Genomic DNA, 16,181 nt, shown 5'->3' with positions numbered 1-16,181 from the left:
CAGGCGAGACGGTGCAGTCGGGCAGGCACGACGCGGTGTTCGCCGGCCCCGCCGTACGCGCCCTCTACGCCGACTGGGAGACCTCCGCCCAGTTGCGCATGGAAGCCGCCGAAGCCGCCAAATGCCCCGGCGCCCCCCCACGGCCGGGGTCCCTGATCTGCTGAAGCCGCAGGCACAGGTGCGGGGCACCCGGGATCACAGGCTCCAGTCAGGCCACGATGCGACGGGCGAAGGCCAGGGTGAGGGTGAAGATCTCCTCCGCCTGGGCATCGGGAAGCCCGTGCCAGCCGTGGTCGGCGCCGGGCACTGTCCGCAACTCGACCGGTGCCTGGGCGCCGTCCAGCGCCGCCGCGAGGGCTTGGCTGTGTGAGCAGTGCACCATGGTGTCCTGCTCGCCGTGGACGAGGAGGAACGGTGGCGCGTCGGAGTGGACGTGGGCGAGAGGGCTGGCTGCGCGGGCGCGCTCCGGGGTGGCTGACGGGGCCGCGCCGAGCATGAGTGCCTCGGGAGTGGTGGCGTCTTCGGGGGTGAAGCTGCCTCGTGTGGCGGTCAGGTCGCTCGGTGCGTACCAGATCACGGCGCCCGCCAGTGGCGGATCGGCGTGGGTCAGGGCGAGGAGCGAGGCGAGGTGTCCGTCGGCGGACTCTCCCCACACCACCGTGCGCGCGGTGTCGATGCCGAGTTCCGCCGAGCGCAGAGTGAGCCAGCGCAGTGCGGCGCGTAGATCGTCCAGCGGGGCGGGGAAGGTGTCCTCGCCGCTGAGTCGGTAGTCGACGCAGGCGACGGCGAGACCGGCGGCCGCGATGCGCGCGAAGGGTCCGGGTTCCAACGGCGTATGCGCATGCCCATGTCGTCGCGCCGGCCGCGTCGCCAGGCGCCGCCGTGCACGAACAGCACCAGCGGAAGAGGCTCATCCTGGACGGCCTCTGGCAGCCACAGGTCGAGTTCCAGCGGACGGCTGCCCTCGACATTGGCGTAGGGGACGCCGCGCAGTTCTCGTACACCGGGCTCGCTCGGTGTGCCGGGCGGTAGGGGAGCGTGGTCGGGGTGGGGCGCGGTCATCAGTTCCCGCAGCGAGGGGCCGGGTGCCGTCATCGGGTCCGCCACTGGTGGTCGGGCAGGAAGCGTACGTCGTACTGCTTGGGGACGCCGGCGAACTTGTGAGGTTCCGGGACGACGGGCTGGTGCGGCAGGCCGAGTTGCTCGGCAGGTACGCCGAGGTTCTCGAAGAACCGCTCAAAGGTGCCCCCGGGGCCGGCGGCGACGCCGACGACCTGGCTGTGGTGGCGCTCCATGCGGTAGGCGTGGGGGCAGTTCTTGGGTACGAAGCCGAAGTCGCCGGGCGTGAGGAGCTTTTCCTGCTGGTTGCCCTCGGTGTCCTCGACGAACAGCCGGACCGCGCCTTGGGTGATGTAGAAGACCTCGTGGGTGTCGGTGTGCAGGTGGGCCGGGATGAGGTCGCCCTTGGGGCCTTCGACGGTGAAGAAGTTGAAGAGGTTCTCGGTCTGCTCGCCGCCCGCGTAGATGGTGATCAGATCGCCGAACAGATGGGCGCGGTCTCCCTCTCCCTTCTCGATGAAGTAGGGCTTGCCCGGTTCCGCGGGTATTCGTGATGCCTGTCGGTAGCGAGTGGCGTACTCGATGGTCATGTGTCCTCCGGTGATCGGACTCTGCCAGGAATGTCAGGTGGCCTGACGTTGCAGAGTGTCGGTAATCAAGCGTTGGATACGAGCCCGGCCCCATGGTGAGGAACAGATGCAGTCCACCCGCCGTAACCTCCCCCAGTTGCTCGGCGAGGCCCGGCGCTGGTTCGAAGAGGGACTGCTGGCGGCCCTGGAAGCAGCCGGAGCCACGCCGGTGTCCACGACGCAGGCCCAGCTCTTCGCCGTGCTGGACGACCAGGGCACCACGGTCTCCGAGCTGGCCCGGCGCATGGGCGTCACACGGCAGACCGCGCACCAGGCCGTGCACGGCCTGGTCGCCACCGGACTGCTCGAACGAGTCCGGGACCCCGCCTCGCCCGACAGCGGTTGATTCGCCGCACCCCTGAAAGAGAACGCGCACACCGTCAGGCCGGCGTCATCCTTGACCGGCTGGAAGTGCAGCTCGCCGAGCGGATCGGCCAGGAGGCGGTCAATGCCCTGCGGGCGACGCTGGAAACTCCGTGGGGCCGGCCGCCCTCCCCGAGCTCAGAGTGAGGCTTCAGAGACGGAGCAGGCGCTCGGCGTTGAGGTGGCAGATCTTGGCGCGGTCGCGTTCGCTGATCGGGGCGGTCTCGATGAAGTGGACGGCTTCGTGGTTGCTTTCCAGGGGGTAGTCGGTGGAGAACATGATGCGGTCGGCGCCGAGCGCGAGCAGGCTGCCGAGTAGCGGGGCGTGTGCGCAGACCCCGCTCGTGGTGATCATGATGTTGTCGCGGATGTAGTCCGAGGGACGTGGCCTGGCCAGGCGTATGCCGCGCTGGTTGAGGAAGCCCCAGCGGCTGTCCAGGCGCCACAGGTGGCCGGGGAGTCCTTCGCCCATGTGGCCGAGGACGAGGGTGGCGTCGGGGAAGCGGTCGAAGACGCCGCCGAAGATGATGCGCAAGGCGTGGGTCGCGGTCTCCACGCCCCAGCTCCACATCGGCCCGATCAGTTCCTCGTGGCCGCGCAGGTTGTGCCACACGTCGTAGGAGCTGGCCGGGTGCAGGTAGATCGGTACGCCGAGGGCCTCGGCGCGCTCCCATACCGGCCGGAACCTGTCCGCGTCCAGGTACTCGCCCTGCGTGTGGCCGTTGATCAGGGCACCCCGCAGGCCGAGTTGGGTGACGGCGCGCTCCAGCTCGGCCGCCGCGCCTTCCGGATCCTGCAGGGCCAGCGCGGCGAAGCCGGAGAAGCGGGTGGGGTGCTTACGGGCGATCTCGGCCAGGAAGTCGTTGGCCTCAGCGGCCCGTTTGACCGCCACGGAGGTGTCGGTCTCCGCCTGGATGCCGGGCGCGGTCAGGGACAACACCTCCATGTCGATGCCGAGTTCGTCCATCTGGGGCAGTCGGACGTCGGCGAAGTCCAGCAGTCCTCGCATGGCGGCGTCCCACTGGGGTGGGTCGAACAGGGCGGCGGCGGGCAGGCTGTAGTGGGCCAGGGCGGCGGTGGTGAAGTGCTCTTCGATCGCGATCTTCTTCATGAGGGGTTCTCCGTCTGATGGGTTGGCTGGTGGAGACCAGACCGGCGGGAACAGGCGAGAGAGCGGTGAAGGTGGCGGCGGGGGCAGGCGTACGTGCTCAGCCGGCTGCGGCGCTGTCGGCCGTGCCGATGGTGGTGGTCGTCCGGTGCGGGGCGGTTTGACCGAGCGGACCAGTGGGCACGGCGATCGCTGCCGTGGCGCCGACGGCGGCCGTGGCGGCGAAGAAGTAGAAATTCCATTCCAGGCCCAGCCCGGAGTCGAGGATTCGCCCGCCGAGCGAGGGGCCGGCGATGGCGCCGAGCCGTCCGACGGACAACGACCACCCGAGGGCCGGGACGCGCAGGTCCGCCGGCATGCAGCCGATCAGGTAGGCGTTGACGAACGCCTGGGAGGCCAGCAGCCCGAAGCCGCACATGAGCAGGCACAGGTACAGGACCCAGCCGGCCGGGCCCCGGCTGATCACGAGCAGACCGGCGGCACCGGCAAGGAAGGCGCCGGTCACCACGCGCTTGGGGCCGAGCCGGTCGGCGAGCACCCCTCCGGGCACCATGCCGACGCCCGCGCCGATCCACGACAGGCACGTCATGGTCAGGGCCGAACCGATGGAGAAGCCGCCGGTCTGCATGAGCGTCGGCAGCCACGTGCTGAAGCCGAAGATCAGCAGCAGCCCGCAGAAGGTCATCAGCCAGAACAGCAGCGTGGTGACGACCAGCGGGCGCCGGAGCAGCGGGCCGAGCCCGAGGAACCGGTGCCTGGGCTGTGATGCGGCGGGCGGTTGCGGGGCGGGCAGGCCGAATCGGGCGGCGGTCCGGGCGGCTTCGTCGGCGCGGCTGGTACGCGCGAGGTACAGCGGGCTCTCGGGCAGACGCAGGAAGGCCCACGGCACCACGGTGAGCAAAGCGGCCGCGCCGACGAGATACAGCACCCGGAAAGAGACGTCCGGCAGCAGCCACGAGCCGAGAAGCGGTGCTCCGAGGGAGCCGACGCAGGAGCCGGCCATGGTGATGGCGATGTTGCGGACGCGTACGTGCGGTGCGGACATCTCACCCACCACGGCGGTGAGCGTGGGCAGTACCACGCCCAGACCGATCCCTGCGAAGAGACGGGACGCGGCGAACACGCCGGGCCCGTCGGCCAGGGCGGAGCCGAGCATGCACAGGGAGAAGAACGACAGGCCGCTCAGGAGCAGTCGCCGGGTGCCCAGGCGCCGTCCTGCGGCCCCGGCGATGCCGGCGCCGATCAGCATGCCGGCGGCGACGAGCGATCCAATGTCGCCTGCTTCTTCCTTGGACACGTGCCAGCCGGGCTCGTGCAGCAGGGCCGGCACAGTGGCTCCGTACACGGACAGGTCGTAGCCCTCGAACATCGCGATCAGGGCGGCCATGAGAATGAACAGGCGTACGTCGGCGGGACGTTGTGGTTCAGGGCATCTTGGAGACGGTTTCGCTTTCATGCAGGCGATTCCTTGGGTCTCGGGGCAGGTGCAGGTGAAGGAGGTGGACGCGGGAAGCACGTGCCCGGAGCCGGGCGACGCGTCGTCACGGTGTCGGCTTCATGGCGCCGAAGTCCGTTTCGATGCGCTCCTTGGCCTGCAACAGGGCATCGGTGATCGCCTGTTCGCGCCCGGCGAAGCGTTGCGTCGGGGTGGGCACACTGATGGCTGCGGTGCCCCAGGCCGCGGTGCGGATGGCGACCCCGGCCGCGGATATGCCGAGGGTGTGCTCTTCGCGGTCGAAGGCGACGCCGGTGCGGCGGATCTCATCGAGCTCGCGGTGCAGCTCGGGGCGGGTGGTGAGGGTGTGCGGGGTTTCGGCGGTGAGCCGGTTCGGTACGGCGTACTCCAGGGCGGCCACCGGTAGGGCGGCGAGCAGTGCCTTGCCGGGGGCGCAGCAGTGCAGCGGGAAACCGGCGCCGACCGCGCTGACCGCGCGCAGCCGGCGGTCGGCGACGACCTGGTCGACGAAGACGACCTGGTGGTCCTCCATGACCGACAGGTCGATGGTTTCCTCGAGTTCGCGGGACAGGTCCTCAAGGTAGGGGCGCAGGTCGACGATCATCGCCGACCGCACGGAGGCGGCCATGCGGGGGATCTCCGGGCCCAGCCGGTACCGCCCGCGGGTGCCGGCCACGGTCACCAGCCCCTCCGCCTCCAGGGCGCCGAGGATGCGGTGGACCGTGGACTTGGCGAGACCGATCCGTTCGACCACCTCGGCCTGGGTGAGGCCGGACGGGGCTGCCTGGAGCAGGCGCAGCACCTCGGCCGCGCGTGCGATGACCTGGATGCCGCTCGCACTGCCGCGCCCCGGCCTGGATTGCTCGTCAACCGCCGTCATGGCGTGTGTTCCTTTCTCACGTCGTGTCCCCGGACAGCCTGCCGTATGGGCGCGGTCCGGGGAGCACGGCGTCCATGCCCCTCTGTCTCCTCAGCTCTTGCGGTCCGGCAGGCCGAGGAGCTGTTCGGTCTCCTCGATCCCGGCGAGGGGCAGGTCCAGGTCGTGGGCCAGGGTGACCGCCCGGTCGACGAGGGACCGATTACCGGGGGCGAGCTCGTCCTTGCGCAGGTGCAGGGTGTCCTCCAGACCTGCGCGGGCGTTGCCGCCGAGCGCCAGGCCCATCGCGGTGAGCGGCAGGTTGTGCCGTCCGATCGCGATGACCTGCCAGATCGCGCCCGGTGGCAGTCGGCGGACCATGGTGAGGAGGTTGTCCGCGGTGGCGGCCATGCCGCCGCGAACGCCGAGGACGAGGGAGAACTGCAGCGGCTCGGCGAGCAGCCCCTCCTTCCACAACCGCAGGCACGCCTCCAGGTGCCCCGTGTCGTAGATCTCCAGCTCCGGTTTGATGCCGAGCTCGCGCATGCGGGCCGCGAGACGGCGTACCTTGTCCGGCGGATTGCGGAACTCGCCGTCGCCGAAGCTCATCGAGCAGGGATTGAGGGTGGCCATGCGGGGTCGTAGCTCCACCAGCCGCTCCCGCTCCTCGAAGGGCACGCTGAGTCCCACTCCGGTGGAGAGCTGTATCAGGATCGGGCAGCGTGCCTCGATCAGGTCCATGGTCCGGCGTGCGATGTCCAGGTCGGCGGTCGGCCGCTGGCGCTCGTCGCGCAGATGGATGTGGGCGACCGACGCGCCGGCCTGGTAGGCGTCGGCGACGGCTTCGGCGATCTCTTCCGGTGAGGTCGGCAGGTGGGGGTTGTCGGCCTTGGTGGCGATCGGCCCGGTGGGCGCGACGGTGATGACGACGCCCACGTCAGCCCTCCCCGTCCGGCAGTGCGATGGTGACGAGCAGAGTGGCGGGTCGCTTGGAGCGGTTCTCCACCGAGCGGATCTGTCCCTTGGCCAGGTGTACGGAGTCGTAGGGCCGCAGAGCCTCCTCATGGCCGTCGGCGGTGACCACGACCTCGCCGTCGAGGACGACGTACACCGTCTCCTCCGCCGTCGGCGCCGCGTCCGCCGCTCCGCCGGGCAGGTAGTACGACAGCCCGGTCCAGAAACGTGCGGTCGGCCCGGCTTCGTGGCCCTGCAGCCGCACTGCGCCGACGCCGTGGTGCGACGGCGGCTGGTACGGCGGGGCCTGCTGGAGCCGGGTGACGCGCATCGGACTCATCCCCGCTCACCCTTCTCGATCCGGTATGCGCCGGTGGGGTCGACGATGGCGACCAGACGCACGATGCAGCCGTCACCTCCGGTCCAGCGCCAGGGGAACGCGGCGAAGGTGACGCGCTTGCCGGTGACCTTGTCCAGGTCGCCGCCGACGTTCTCGAAGCCGATGATCCCCTTGGACAGGATGGCGCGGTGGCACGGCTCCCACTCGGGGAAGTCGTCGAGGACCTTGCGGCCGGTCTCGGCCTCGTACTCCTCGCAGGCCCACGGCAGCAGGCCGTTCGGAGCGCCCGGGCCGTGCGGGCCGATGGCGGTGGCCAGCGGGTGGTCGAGGGCCTGGGTGTCGGTTCCGACGGCCTTGACGCCCTTGGCGGCGAACCACTCTCCGGCCTCCTTGTAGAAGCCGGGCGAGTAGGCGTAGTAGTCGCTGTTGTCGCCGTAGGTGTGGTGCCAGCCGGTGTTGACGATGACGATGTCGCCGGGGCGTATCTCCGGGGTGGCCGCCTCCAGGTCGGCGGCGGTGACGACCTCCCACTTCTTCTTGGGGATCGAGACGACGACGCCGGTGCCGAAGAAGGAGCTGAGCGGTATCTCGTCGAGCAGCGGGGTGTTCTCCACGACGTGGCCGGGGGCGTCGATGTGGGTGCCCGAGTGCATGACCGTGGTGATCCGCTGGGTCAGGACGCGGGACTTGGACATGCTGTGCAGGCGCTCGATCTTCACGTCCTCGAAGTAGGGCCAGCACGGCGTGCCGTGCCCCCACGGGTGGGAGAGGTCGTAGAACTCGAGGCCCTGCTCGTTGGGGCCGAGAGGCCAGGTGAAGGGGGTGTTGGACATGGTGTTCTGCCTTTCGTTCTTGATCGGTGGTGTCCGGACGGGTTCGTACGTCAGTTGGGGTAGGGCAGCAGGGTCGCGGCGGTCTTCTCCCAGGCCGCCTTGAGTTCCTTGAGCAGCTGGGGCTTGTCGGCGGCGCGATCGGCCTGCTCCCGGGCGTCCAAGGCCAGGTTGTACAGGTGGTCGGCGCCGGAGGAGTCCTGGTAGTACTTCCAGTGGCCGCGCCGCAGCGCGCGGTTGGCCCGGACCCGCCAGAACAGGTCGCGCTCCGACAGGTGCTCGCCGCGCAGCAGGTAGCCCGCCAGGCTCGTACCATCGAGCGGATAGTCGCGATCCGGCCGGGCGCCGGCCACCTCCAGGAGCGTTGCGGTCCAGTCGATGGTGTGGTTCGGCTCGTGGCTCACCTGGTGGGCACCGATCCGCGCGGGCCAGCGGAGGATCGTGGGGACCCGGATGCCGCCTTCCCGCAGGTCTCCCTTGCCCCCGGTGAGTGGCCAGTTGTAGGAGAATCGCTCCCCGCCGTTGTCGCTGGCGAACAGCACCAGAGTCTCGTCCTCTTGGCCGCATCTGCGGAGCGCGTCCAGCACCTGGCCAACGGCGGTGTCCAGGCTCTCCACCATCGCGGCGTACTTCTCCACCGAGCCGCCGTCGAGGTGGAGCAAGGCCGTGTACGCTTCGGCGCCGCCTCCTGCCTCCTCGATCTTGGCGGCGATCACCGCCCCGGTCTCCGCGTCGTCCTCGGTCAGCCACGGCCAGTGCGGGGTGGTGAAGTTGAGGTTCAGCAGCCACGGCGCGTCGTGGCTGCGGCCTACGTACTCCACGGCCCGCTCGGTGAGGACGGTGGTGTAGTAGCGCAGGTCCTGGTAGGTCGCGTCGCCCTCGTACAGGTCGTACTCACCCAGCGGGCCGAGCTTGGAGAAGTACTCCAGTCCGCCACCCAGATTGCCGAAGAACTCGTCCCAGCCGGACTTGGTGGGGCTGTAGTCCGGCAGAAAGCCGCAGTGCCACTTGCCGATGAGCGCGGTGGAATAGCCGGCGGCCTTCAGCAGGGAGGCCAGCGTGGGGTGGGCGGGGTCCAGTCCGTGAGAATGGTTGGCGATCGGCTCGGCCAGCCCGCCGTGGGTACGGCCCGGGTAGCGCCCGGTGTAGAGGCCGAACCGGGTCGGGGAGCAACTCGACGAGGCGGAGTAGCCGTTGGTGAAGCGCACGCCCTGGCGGGCGAGCCGGTCCAGGTTCGGGGTCTTGATGTGAGGTGCGCCGTAGCAGGACAGGTCGGCCCAGCCCAGATCGTCAGCGAGGATCACCAGAAGGTTGGGGCGCCGCTTGCTCTGACGATCGGTCCGGGCGCGGAACGGCTGCTCCGTCCGCAGGGCACTGCCGCCACCAGATGCAGCAGAGGCGGAGGCTGGGATGGCCAGTCCGGTGACGGCGGCAAGTGCACTTCCGCCGAGCAGCCCGCCCAGGGTGCGGCGGGGTATGCCGTCGGCAGCGGCGTTGGACGGGTTGGAGCTGTTGGTCATGGGCTTCCGTATCTCGATGGTGGCCGGCATGAGCGCGGGCGGACACCGCGGCGGGCGCAGGGTGAAACCGCTCGGGTGGAGGAACGAGGAGTGTCAGCTCCGCATGGAACTCCGGGCCGCGATGGGCTCAAGCGGATCGGGCGAGACACTCCCGAGGGGGCAGGTCATGCCGCGGGCGGGCCGTTGTCCCCCGTGGCCGCGAGCTGTCGGGCGATGTGCCGGGCCAGGCGTGCGCCTGCCCGTTCGCGGCTGCCCTCGGGCCAAGTGAGGAAGCCGCGGCCGCTCTTGGCACCGAGGTTGCCCGCCGCCACCAGCTCACGCAGCAGCGGAGAAGGGCTCGGGGAGCGGTTCAGGTCGGCCAGGACGGCCTCGTGGATGGCCAGGGTGAGGTCGAGCCCGACGTAGTCGGCGTTCTCCAGGGGGCCCATGGCGGCCAGACGCAGGCCGATGGTGTTGCGTACCACCGTGTCGACTGTCTCCGCGGTGCACACTCCGTCCGCGACGAGCGCGATCGCCTCGCGCCACAGGGCGTGCTGGAGACGGTTGCCGACGAATCCCGGTACGTCGCGCTCGACGCGCACCGGCAGCTTGCCGAGGGACGTCAGAAGCGCGGTGGTGCGCTCCATCGTCTCCTCGCTGGTGTGCTTCCCGCGGACGACCTCGACCACGGGGATCAGGCCGGGCGGGTTCCACCAGTGGGTGCCGACCACTCGCTCGGGGCGGGTGGTGCGTTCGGCGATGCTGCTCACCGGCAGCACGGAGGTGTTGCTGGCCAGCAGCGCGTCGGGCAACAGGCGGTCCAGGCGGGCGAACAGCTCCCGTTTGGCCTCCAGGTTCTCGGCGACGGCCTCGACGACGAGTCCGGCTCCCGTGACCGTTTCGGCCAGGTCGGTGCTGCCGTCGACAGGCCCGTCGAGCTGCCGCAGGCTGTCCACCGCGCCGCGCAGGGCGTCGGCGTCGACGTCGTGCAGACGTACCGGATGGCCCGCCCCCGCGAACACCTCCGCTATACCGCGGCCCATCAGCCCCGCGCCGGCGACGGCGACGGTCAGCATGCGGTGTACCCCCCGTCGAGGTACAGGACCTGTCCGGTGACGAACGAGGAGGCGTCGCTCAGCAGGTAGATCAACGCCCCGGCGAAGTCCTCCGGTTCGGCCAGCCGGCCCAGCGGGATGCGGGCGAGCATGGCCTCGCGGGTCGCGGTGGCCTTCTCGTCCTCCTCGTACATCCAGGCGGTCAGCTCCGAGCGGAACACGGTGGGAGCCAGCACGTTCACCCGGACTCCGGCACCGCCCCACTCGGCGGCGAGACTGCGGCCGAGCAGGTCGACCGCGGCCTTGGAGGGGCAGTACGCGGAGTATCCGGCGGGGTGACCCAGCCGGCCGCGGGTGGAGGACACGAGTACGACGCTGCCCCCGCCGTCGCGGCCGAGCATGTGCCGCCCCACCGCCTGGCACATCAGCCATGAGCCACGGATGTTCGCCGACTGCACGGCGTCGAAGTCCTCGACCTTCATCTCGGTGATCGGCGCGACGTGGTTCGTGCCGGAGGCGACGAGCAGACCGTGCACGTCACCGTACGTCTTCACGGCGGCGGAGATGATCGCCTCGGCATCGTCCGGGGTGTCCGGCCTGCGCCGGACGGTCTCGACCGGTCCGGGCCCGTCCAGTTCCGCGGCCAGCGCGTCGAGCTTGTCGGCGTTGCCACCCACAAGGGTGAGACGAGCGCCCAGGGCGTTCAGGGCGCGTGCCGCCGCACTGCCGAGGGCGCCGGTGGCACCGGTGATGACAATCGAACGCCCGTCAATGGTGAAGCGGGCGAGAGGAGAAACAGCAGGAGCGAGAGCCACGAGAACCTCCTGGGTTCCGTGATGCGAATCAATCGTGCCGGAATGCGGTTCAACGTAGAGGCGGCTCGACGCATGGTCAATGGGCCATGCGCAATCTGCTGTTCACCTGCTCCGAGACTCTTGGCCCCGTACGGACACGCCGACGCCGAGGGGCGGGGCAGTCCCGTGGGAACGACAGAGGCGCTGCGCTCGCCGGCCCCTTCGAGCGCTTCACGCCATGCACGGTCGGCGATCCGCGCACGCTGCGGCGCATGCCGGCCGAGACGCGGACCCATGGCTACGCGGTCAGCGACCGCCAGGTCACGATGGACGCCCTGTCGGTCGCCGCGCCGGTGCACGGCGGCGACGGTGCGGTGATCGCCGCGGTGTCGCTGGTGGTGCGCCATGGCAGCGCCTCCGCGCACGCGCTGGCGCGGCTGGTCTGTACGAGCGCTCGGGCGATCTCCCGCGCCATGATCACGCCGCAGGTCTGAACCGCGCCGTCCTGCGCCAAAGCTTTAGTACCCGCCCATGCCGCGTCGCGAGCCAAGTCCCTGCGGCCAGGGCCGGCGTTTCGCAGATGTTTCCCGGCATCCGGAAAGACCCATGGTGACCCGAGGGCGCCGACCCCACGATGGTCCGCACCGGTCGACGCCCGGGCCCCGGTCCGCCGGGGCCGCACCCGCGCCCACCCCCCTACGCCTTGCGGAGGGTGTCGACGACCACCACGCAGTCGACAACGGAGTGCTGCCATGGATCTGCCGTCCTCTTCCCCGGCGCCGGGACCGGTGACCGGCCCCTCTCTGCGCGCCGCCCTCGACGCGGGGCCGATGAGCCGCTTCCAGTGGGGCGCGATCGCGGTGTGCGTCGTGCTCAACATGCTCGACGGCTTCGACGTCCTCGTCATGGCCTTCACCGGCAAAGCCGTGTCGGCCAGCTGGGAGCTCAGCTCTTCCGAGCTGGGTCTGCTGCTCAGCGCGGGCCTGGTCGGCATGGCCCTGGGCGCGATGTTCGTCGCCCCCTGGGGCGACCGGATCGGCCGCCGCCCGGTCATCCTGGGCTGCCTGGCAGTGGCCGCGATCGGGATGCTGCTCTCCTCGGTGAGTCAGTCGCCCGCCCAGCTCGGAGCGCTGCGCGTGCTCACCGGAGTCGGCATCGGCGGTGTCCTGGCCTGTAGCAACGTCATCGCCGGCGAGTACGCCTCCCGCCGCTGGCGCGGCCTGGCCGTCAGCCTGAACTCCGCCGGTTACGCGGTCGGCGCCACCGTCGGCGGACTGCTCGCCGTCTCCATGATCGGCCAGTTCGGCTGGCGCTCGGTCTTCCTGGCCGGCGGCCTGGCCACCGCCGCCGCCGTCCCGCTGGCCTTCTTCCGCCTGCCCGAGTCCGTGGACTTCCTGGCCTCCCGCAGGCCCAAGCGGGCCCTGGAGAGGATCAACGCCCTGGCCCGGCGCATGGGGCAGCCGCCGCTGCAGGCGCTGCCCGAGCCCACCACCGTACGGACCGGAATCGGGGCCGGTTTCCGGGAGTTGCTCTCCCCGGCGCTGCGCCGCGCGACGCTGCTGCTGTGGTCGGCCTTCTTCCTCGTCATGGCCGGCTTCTACTTCATCACCAGCTGGACGCCGACCCTGCTGGTCGAGGCGGGACTGTCCGGCAACCAGGGCCTGACCGGCGGCACGCTGCTCAACGTCGGCGGCATCTTCGGCTCGGCCGTCCTCGGGGCGCTCGCCGCCCGCTTCGCGCTCCGCTCCGTCCTCATGGCCTACCTGATCGCCACCGCCGTACTGCTGCCGGCCTTCATCGCCTCGACCTCCTGGCCGGGGCTCGCCTTCACGCTCGGCGCGGTGATCGGTCTGTTCGCCAACGGCTCGGTGGCAGGGCTGTACGCGCTCACTCCCGCCACGTACGGCACGGGCATCCGCGCCACCGGGCTCGGCAGCGCCCTCGCGATCGGCCGCACCGGCGCGATCCTCGCCCCCACCGTCGCGGGCGGCCTCCTCGACAGCGGCTGGACCCCGCAGGAGCTCTACCTGGCCGTCAGCGTGATCTACCTCGCCACCGCGGCCCTCCTGCTGCTGCTGCGCCCCGCCCCGGCACCTGACGTGCGACTCGCCACCGCGCACTGAAACCCACACCCAGAAGGAAACGATCATGACCGCTTTCGTACGCGATCAGTGGTACGTCGCCGCCTACGGCCGCGAGGTCGGCCGCGAGCTGCTCGGCCGCACCGTGCTGGGTGAGCCGATCCTGCTGTACCGGACCGAGGACGGCCGGGCCGTGGCGATGGCCGAGCGCTGCGTGCACCGCCGCTTCCCGCTCTCCCAGGCGCCCAGCCGGCTGGACGGCGACCGCGTGGTGTGCGGCTACCACGGCTTCACCTACGGCACGGACGGCGGCTGCGTCTCCGTACCTGGCCAGCAGCGCATCCCGCGCACCGCCCGACTGAAGACCTACCCGGTCGTCGAGCAGGACTCCTTCGTGTGGGTATGGATCGGCGACCGCGAACCGGGGGACACTCTGCCGCCCCGCGCCCCGTGGATGGACTCGCCCAACTACACCGTCGTGTCCGGCATGGAACCGATCGACGCGGACTACGGGCTGCTCGTCGACAACCTCATGGACCTGTCCCACGAGACGTACCTGCACGGCGGCTACATCGGTACGCCGGAGGTGGCCGAGACGCCCATCACCACGGAGGCCGACGACACGGCCGGCATCGTCCACGTCAGCCGTCATATGGACGACGCCGAGTGCCCGCCGTTCTACGCGAAGTCCACGGGCATCGAGGGCCGGATCACCCGCTGGCAGGACATCGAGTACCACGCCCCCTGTCTCTACCTGCTCCACTCGCGCATCGCGCCCGTGGGCGCACCCGGCCCCAATCCGGACGGCAGCGACCCGCACGCCTTCCACGTCGAAGTCGTCTACGGCATCACCCCGTCGACGGAGAAGACCACGTACGACTTCTGGGCCGTGGCGCGCGACTTCGCCCTGGACGACCAGGAGGTGAGCGAATTCCTGCGTACCAACAACCACACGGTCGTCATGCAGGACGTCGTGGCCCTCAACGTGCTCCAGAAGGCCCTGGACAGTGAGAAGACGGGCTACCAGGAACTGAGCATCAACATCGACACCGGCGGACTCGCCGCCCGCCGCATCCTCGCCCGCCTGGCCCAGGAGGGGGCCGCCACGCAGGCTCGGACGGTGGCCCGATGATCCCGCTCCACCCACCCGTCCTCTCCGGCGAGAACGTCCACCGCATCCACTGGGTGCTCGGTACCGACCGGCTGCTGGCCGTCTGCCACTGCCGTGCGCAGCGGGAGTTCGAGGACCCGGTGGAGCTGTGGGACTGGCTGCTGGGCCACCCCGAGGACCACCGCCCCGGCCCTGCCCCGGAGCCCGCTCCCGCATCCACGCCTCAGCCTCGGCACGCGGCCTTCGCCTGAAGCCGCCCCCCGGTCCCCGCCCCCGGTCCGAAAAGAGAACCACCATGACCATCACGAGCCCACAACGCACCGAGGTCCAACTCGACCTGACCCTGGTGCGCAAGGAGCCCCTCGCCGAGGGCGTCGTCCGGCTCAGCCTGGCCCACCCCTCCGGCGAGCGGCTGCCCGCGTGGAGCCCCGGCGCCCACATCGACCTGGTGCTGGGCCCCGACCTGGTACGGCAGTACTCGCTGTGCGGCGACCCGGGGGACACTTCCCTCCTCCACGTGGCCGTGCTGCGCGAGCCGGAGAGCCGGGGCGGCTCCCGCTACGTGCACGACACGCTGGCCGAGGGAGACACGGTCCGGGTGCGCGGCCCCCGCAACCACTTCCCGCTGGCCGACTCCGCCCGCTACCTGTTCATCGCCGGCGGCATCGGCATCACTCCGGTCCTGCCGATGATCGCCGCCGCCGAGCGGCGGGGAGCCGACTGGCGGCTGGTGTACGGCGGACGCAGCCGCGCGACCATGGCCTTCGCCGGGCAGCTCGCCAAGGACCACCCGCACCGGGTAGCACTGTGCCCCCAGGACGAGACCGGCCTTCTCGACCTGGACGGGCTGCTTGGCAGCCCCGTCCCCGGCACCCTCATCTACTGCTGCGGTCCCGAGCCCCTGCTCAACGCGGTGGAGCGGCGGTGTGCCTCCTGGCCGGAAGGCACGCTGCACATCGAGCGGTTCACTCCGAAGGCGCGGGAGGACGACGCCCCATCGACCTCCTTCGAGGTGGAACTCTCCCGGAGCGGCATCACGGTGACCGTCCCCCCGGACAAGACCGTCCTCCAGACGGTCGAGGAGGCCGGCGTGCAGATCCTGTCCTCGTGCCAGGAGGGCACCTGTGGCACCTGCGAGACCGTGGTCCTCGACGGGGTGGTGGACCACCGCGACTCCCTCCTCACCCCCGCCGAGCAGGCCCGCAACGACACGATGTTCATCTGCGTCTCGCGCGCCGCCTGCCCGCGCCTCGTCCTGGATCTGTGACCCATTTCCTGCCTGACGGCGGCGCCCGGGGTCTGGAGACCCCTCCCGGCGCCGGTCTTTGGAATGCGCGTCAAGGACGGGAGGAAGGGAAGTTCGCGTGTGGCGCTCTCTCGGGACGGGCGCCCCCGGAGGGTGTGGGGATCACCGGGGCGGCGGGTCGGCGGCGCCGTGCCAACCGCGTGCGGAGGGCCGTGGCGACCCGCTCGCCGAGGAGGATGCCCGCCAGTCCGCACAGGCTCAGCAGGGGCGGTGCGGGTGCAGCGACGTCCAGGGCCCAGAAGACTGCGCCCATCACCGTTCCGGCGAGGAGGGAGACCCCCGCCCGGCGCACGAATGCCGCCGCACGGGCCGTGCGTGGGGCGGTCACAGGGCCCCCAGAGCGGCCTGGCTCAGCAGCATGCCGAGCAGGCCGCACAGCGCGACGGGCGGGGGAGCGGGGGCCTTCACCCGCAGTGCCACGTACAGAACCCCGACCACCATCCCGGCCAGCAGCACCTTCACGTATGCCATCAGGAAAAGCTCCCGGTGCTCCGCTGGTGGCTGGGCAGGCCGCGCGTCGCACTGCTGCGGCACGGCTTCTCGTACCGCTCGCCCTCCAGGCACTCCATGAAGGGCAAGGTGTTTTTGGTCCGCTTCCCTCCGGCGCGGTGAAAGCGGGCGAACTCCACGGTCATGGCAGACCTCCGGCACGAGGAAGCGACTCTGTCAGGCTACCTGACATCATGTGCGACTGCGGCGCGGGGTGCGCTTGCCGCCCGGAATCGGGTGTGCCGTCAGGC

General features: G+C 70.7%; 19 protein-coding genes and 1 pseudogene. 7 read left to right on the top strand and 13 right to left on the bottom strand.

The window, feature by feature from the left end:
* Positions 1–11 precede the first annotated feature (11 nt).
* Positions 12–164 (top strand): hypothetical protein, encoded by a 153-nt coding sequence (locus QWM81_RS00860; protein ID WP_290109400.1) that lies wholly within the window; start codon positions 12–14, stop codon positions 162–164.
* 44 nt (positions 165–208) lie between these two features.
* Here the strand turns inward: QWM81_RS00860 and QWM81_RS00855 are convergent, their stop codons facing one another.
* Together QWM81_RS00855 and QWM81_RS00850 are read right to left on the bottom strand one after the other, a co-directional pair.
* Positions 209–829: an alpha/beta hydrolase gene (locus tag QWM81_RS00855; RefSeq protein WP_290109398.1), complete on the bottom strand. Its 621-nt coding sequence runs from the start codon at positions 827–829 to the stop codon at positions 209–211.
* Between the two features lie 262 nt (positions 830–1,091).
* On the bottom strand, positions 1,092–1,649 hold the full coding sequence (locus tag QWM81_RS00850) for a quercetin 2,3-dioxygenase (protein WP_290109397.1): 558 nt from the start codon (positions 1,647–1,649) through the stop codon (positions 1,092–1,094).
* A gap of 106 nt (positions 1,650–1,755) precedes the next feature.
* Between QWM81_RS00850 and QWM81_RS00845 the strand changes: the two are divergent.
* Positions 1,756–2,198, top strand: a pseudogene (locus QWM81_RS00845) (MarR family winged helix-turn-helix transcriptional regulator).
* Positions 2,199–2,202: 4 nt separating this feature from the next.
* Here QWM81_RS00845 and QWM81_RS00840 read toward each other — a convergent pair.
* From QWM81_RS00840 to QWM81_RS00800, 9 genes are all read right to left on the bottom strand, one after another.
* Positions 2,203–3,162 (bottom strand): amidohydrolase family protein, encoded by a 960-nt coding sequence (locus QWM81_RS00840; protein ID WP_290109396.1) that lies wholly within the window; start codon positions 3,160–3,162, stop codon positions 2,203–2,205.
* Between the two features lie 97 nt (positions 3,163–3,259).
* On the bottom strand, positions 3,260–4,546 hold the full coding sequence (locus QWM81_RS00835) for an MFS transporter (protein ID WP_290109394.1): 1,287 nt from the start codon (positions 4,544–4,546) through the stop codon (positions 3,260–3,262).
* A gap of 154 nt (positions 4,547–4,700) precedes the next feature.
* Complete coding sequence (locus QWM81_RS00830; RefSeq protein ID WP_290109393.1) at positions 4,701–5,495, bottom strand: IclR family transcriptional regulator; 795 nt, start codon at positions 5,493–5,495, stop codon at positions 4,701–4,703.
* A gap of 90 nt (positions 5,496–5,585) precedes the next feature.
* Positions 5,586–6,407, bottom strand: a complete 822-nt coding sequence (locus tag QWM81_RS00825) for a beta-keto acid cleavage family enzyme (RefSeq protein WP_290109392.1) — start codon at positions 6,405–6,407, stop codon at positions 5,586–5,588.
* A gap of 1 nt (position 6,408) precedes the next feature.
* Complete coding sequence (locus QWM81_RS00820; protein ID WP_290109390.1) at positions 6,409–6,765, bottom strand: beta-D-galactosidase; 357 nt, start codon at positions 6,763–6,765, stop codon at positions 6,409–6,411.
* Positions 6,762–7,598 (bottom strand): cyclase family protein, encoded by an 837-nt coding sequence (locus tag QWM81_RS00815; RefSeq protein WP_290109389.1) that lies wholly within the window; start codon positions 7,596–7,598, stop codon positions 6,762–6,764. The genes QWM81_RS00820 and QWM81_RS00815 overlap by 4 nt, the downstream gene beginning before the upstream one ends.
* A gap of 50 nt (positions 7,599–7,648) precedes the next feature.
* Entirely contained in the window at positions 7,649–9,145 is a 1,497-nt protein-coding gene (locus QWM81_RS00810) for a sulfatase-like hydrolase/transferase (protein ID WP_435372300.1), read from the bottom strand.
* Between the two features lie 134 nt (positions 9,146–9,279).
* Entirely contained in the window at positions 9,280–10,170 is an 891-nt protein-coding gene (locus tag QWM81_RS00805; RefSeq protein WP_290109388.1) for a 3-hydroxyacyl-CoA dehydrogenase family protein, read from the bottom strand.
* Positions 10,164–10,964, bottom strand: a complete 801-nt coding sequence (locus tag QWM81_RS00800; protein ID WP_290109387.1) for an SDR family NAD(P)-dependent oxidoreductase — start codon at positions 10,962–10,964, stop codon at positions 10,164–10,166. Before QWM81_RS00800 ends, QWM81_RS00805 begins: the two co-directional genes overlap by 7 nt.
* An 86-nt stretch (positions 10,965–11,050) precedes the next feature.
* On the opposite strand from QWM81_RS00800, the gene QWM81_RS00795 reads away from it, so the two are divergent.
* The 5 genes from QWM81_RS00795 (at position 11,051) to QWM81_RS00775 (ending at position 15,402) form a co-directional block, all read left to right on the top strand.
* Positions 11,051–11,437, top strand: coding sequence for an IclR family transcriptional regulator domain-containing protein (locus QWM81_RS00795; RefSeq protein ID WP_435372299.1), 387 nt, complete (start codon positions 11,051–11,053; stop codon positions 11,435–11,437).
* 258 nt (positions 11,438–11,695) lie between these two features.
* A complete protein-coding gene (locus QWM81_RS00790) occupies positions 11,696–13,066 on the top strand; it encodes an MFS transporter (protein ID WP_290109386.1) in 1,371 nt (456 codons plus the stop codon).
* Positions 13,067–13,091: 25 nt separating this feature from the next.
* Positions 13,092–14,156, top strand: coding sequence for a Rieske 2Fe-2S domain-containing protein (locus QWM81_RS00785; RefSeq protein ID WP_290109385.1), 1,065 nt, complete (start codon positions 13,092–13,094; stop codon positions 14,154–14,156).
* On the top strand, positions 14,153–14,386 hold the full coding sequence (locus QWM81_RS00780) for a hypothetical protein (protein WP_290109384.1): 234 nt from the start codon (positions 14,153–14,155) through the stop codon (positions 14,384–14,386). Before QWM81_RS00785 ends, QWM81_RS00780 begins: the two co-directional genes overlap by 4 nt.
* A gap of 44 nt (positions 14,387–14,430) precedes the next feature.
* Positions 14,431–15,402 carry a PDR/VanB family oxidoreductase gene (locus QWM81_RS00775; RefSeq protein WP_290109383.1) on the top strand — a complete coding sequence of 324 codons (972 nt, stop codon included), beginning with the start codon at positions 14,431–14,433 and terminating at the stop codon, positions 15,400–15,402.
* Positions 15,403–15,472: 70 nt separating this feature from the next.
* Here the strand turns inward: QWM81_RS00775 and QWM81_RS29050 are convergent, their stop codons facing one another.
* A complete protein-coding gene (locus QWM81_RS29050; RefSeq protein WP_353938268.1) occupies positions 15,473–15,733 on the bottom strand; it encodes a DUF1427 family protein in 261 nt (86 codons plus the stop codon).
* A 32-nt stretch (positions 15,734–15,765) separates the two neighbouring features.
* Positions 15,766–15,912 carry a DUF1427 family protein gene (locus tag QWM81_RS00770; protein WP_120720850.1) on the bottom strand — a complete coding sequence of 49 codons (147 nt, stop codon included), beginning with the start codon at positions 15,910–15,912 and terminating at the stop codon, positions 15,766–15,768.
* Between the last annotated feature and the right edge of the window lie 269 nt (positions 15,913–16,181).

The sequence above is a fragment of the Streptomyces ficellus genome (assembly GCF_030406405.1).
Taxonomy (GTDB): Bacteria; Actinomycetota; Actinomycetes; order Streptomycetales; family Streptomycetaceae; genus Streptomyces; species Streptomyces ficellus_B.
Note: the sequence above shows the minus strand (reverse complement) of the source record. Positions and strands in the feature narration are given on the sequence as shown.

Bases quoted from the DNA above. Each gene is read 5' to 3' on its own strand.
- QWM81_RS00850 (WP_290109397.1), bottom strand. From the start codon at position 1,649: ATGACCATCGAGTACGCCACTCGCTACCGACAGGCATCACGAATACCC.
- QWM81_RS00840 (WP_290109396.1), bottom strand. From the start codon at position 3,162: ATGAAGAAGATCGCGATCGAAGAGCACTTCACCACCGCCGCCCTGGCC.
- QWM81_RS00835 (WP_290109394.1), bottom strand. From the start codon at position 4,546: ATGGCCGCCCTGATCGCGATGTTCGAGGGCTACGACCTGTCCGTGTAC.
- QWM81_RS00830 (WP_290109393.1), bottom strand. From the start codon at position 5,495: ATGACGGCGGTTGACGAGCAATCCAGGCCGGGGCGCGGCAGTGCGAGC.
- QWM81_RS00820 (WP_290109390.1), bottom strand. From the start codon at position 6,765: ATGAGTCCGATGCGCGTCACCCGGCTCCAGCAGGCCCCGCCGTACCAG.
- QWM81_RS00815 (WP_290109389.1), bottom strand. From the start codon at position 7,598: ATGTCCAACACCCCCTTCACCTGGCCTCTCGGCCCCAACGAGCAGGGC.
- QWM81_RS00810 (WP_435372300.1), bottom strand. From the start codon at position 9,145: ATGCCGGCCACCATCGAGATACGGAAGCCCATGACCAACAGCTCCAAC.
- QWM81_RS00805 (WP_290109388.1), bottom strand. From the start codon at position 10,170: ATGCTGACCGTCGCCGTCGCCGGCGCGGGGCTGATGGGCCGCGGTATA.
- QWM81_RS00795 (WP_435372299.1), top strand. From the start codon at position 11,051: ATGCGCAATCTGCTGTTCACCTGCTCCGAGACTCTTGGCCCCGTACGG.
- QWM81_RS00790 (WP_290109386.1), top strand. From the start codon at position 11,696: ATGGATCTGCCGTCCTCTTCCCCGGCGCCGGGACCGGTGACCGGCCCC.
- QWM81_RS00785 (WP_290109385.1), top strand. From the start codon at position 13,092: ATGACCGCTTTCGTACGCGATCAGTGGTACGTCGCCGCCTACGGCCGC.
- QWM81_RS00780 (WP_290109384.1), top strand. From the start codon at position 14,153: ATGATCCCGCTCCACCCACCCGTCCTCTCCGGCGAGAACGTCCACCGC.
- QWM81_RS00775 (WP_290109383.1), top strand. From the start codon at position 14,431: ATGACCATCACGAGCCCACAACGCACCGAGGTCCAACTCGACCTGACC.
- QWM81_RS00770 (WP_120720850.1), bottom strand. From the start codon at position 15,912: ATGGCATACGTGAAGGTGCTGCTGGCCGGGATGGTGGTCGGGGTTCTG.